At 31.9% G+C, this 1,661-nt stretch carries 2 protein-coding genes; both read right to left on the bottom strand.

Annotated elements, in window-relative coordinates; all coding sequences use genetic code 11:
• Window positions 1–211: 211 nt before the first annotated feature.
• Entirely contained in the window at window positions 212–808 is a 597-nt protein-coding gene (locus HM986_RS17515; RefSeq protein ID WP_179336338.1) for an FEKKY domain-containing protein, read from the bottom strand.
• 138 nt (window positions 809–946) lie between these two features.
• The gene (locus tag HM986_RS17510) at window positions 947–1,534 is read right to left on the bottom strand and encodes a TlpA family protein disulfide reductase (protein ID WP_179336337.1); all 588 of its coding nucleotides are present in this window, start codon (window positions 1,532–1,534) and stop codon (window positions 947–949) included.
• Window positions 1,535–1,661 lie beyond the last annotated feature (127 nt).

Raw genomic sequence — 1,661 nt, 5'->3', positions numbered from 1 at the left:
GTAATCAATCCAAAGTTGTTAGTTTGATGTTTAAATTTTAGAAAAATGTTGATTTGGAATCAGCTTGTAGTTAACGTGATTGTGTATGGTTAGTTGCGTGGTTAAGCAACTAAGTTAGTAAACATTTACGAACCCGTGAAAATTCCGCAGGAATTTTCGCAAGTAGGCAAGAACAAAGCAATTAATTATACACGGTGTTGTAAAACGTTTTTTATTCCAAATATTCAACATCAGAACGTACTTTTTTCCCCCATTTCATTCCGTATTTATTGTCCATAAGTTCAAAAATTCGCTTATTATATTCTTTTAAACATTCGGCAATTGGTGGTTCGCAACCAAAGTCTAAATATTTAATTTTAAATTTTTTCTCAAAACGCTTGTCGGAAGGTGAGTTTGCAATTGGTGCTATTGAACCAACAAGCAATAAATTAGCCGTTCCATTTTTCCAGTCAGATTCTGCACGTTCAGCATTATATTCACAATCCGCTTTTAATTCAAACGTCACTTTATTCATTCCGCTTTTTGTTTCGACGTCAAACTTTTGTATTCCGTAACCGAATCCAGATATTTCTATTATATACTTTTTGTTAGGTTCAAGATATTCAATTCGGAAATAACCTAAACTGTCAGCCATAATTAATGGTTGTTTAGTAATCAATTCTTGAACATAAATATCCGAAATTGGCCTTTCGCCAGAAACTCCGCTAATCACTTTTCCTAATATTTCGGTTTGCCCGTATGTGATTCCGCAAACCAATATTAAAATCAGTTTGATGATGTTTTTCTGTATGTTCAGATTTTTTTTCAAATGTTTTACAACGTGTTTGTGTATGGTTAGTTGCGTGGTTAAGCAACTAAGTTAGCAAACTTTTACGAACCTGTGAATATTCCGCAGGAATATTCGCAAGTAGGCAAGAACCAAGCAATTAATTATACACGGTGTTAGCTAACGTTTTTTTAATTCATTCAGTTTTTCCGATAATTGTACTTTAAATTCCGCTTTATTTTTTTCTTCGTTTTCAGTGTCTTTTGGAATCATTTTCTCAATTTCAACGATTACTAAATCTTTATCCAAAATTAGCGTCTTTGGATAACCAAACGTTCCAAAAGTTCTTATGTAATCTTTTGAATCTACAATATGAGTAAAGTCAAAGTCATGTGTTCTTAAAAATTCATTAACTTCATTCTGATTCTGGAAGGTCATTGATATAAAATTTACTTCATTTCCAAATTCAGACTTAATTTCGTTTAAAAGTGGCATTTCTTCAATGCAAGGTGCGCAATTACTAAACCAAAAGTTTATTACGGTTGGTTTGCCTTTTAGAGATTCCGAATTGATTTTTTTTCCGCTCAAGAGAGGCAATTCAAATTTCGGCAATTCCTTTCCTTTAAATTCATAAATAGTTTCTTTAAAAACTTCACTAGATTTTATTTTTTCTAACATAGCGTTTTTCAGGGAATCAGTGGCTTGCCCCAAAATTATGTTAGAAGTAAATACAATAATTAATAACAGAATTATTCTTTGTGTTCTCATTTTTTTTAAATGTTTGCTAACGTGTTTGTGTATGCTTAGTTGCGTGGTTAGGCAACTAATTTAGTAAACTTTTACGAACCTGAGAATATTCCGAAGGAATATTCCAGATAAGCAGAAACAAAGCAAT

It is taken from the genome of Winogradskyella costae (assembly GCF_013403865.1).
GTDB lineage: Bacteria > Bacteroidota > Bacteroidia > Flavobacteriales > Flavobacteriaceae > Winogradskyella > Winogradskyella costae.
This window is presented reverse-complemented; position numbering and strand designations above follow the sequence as displayed.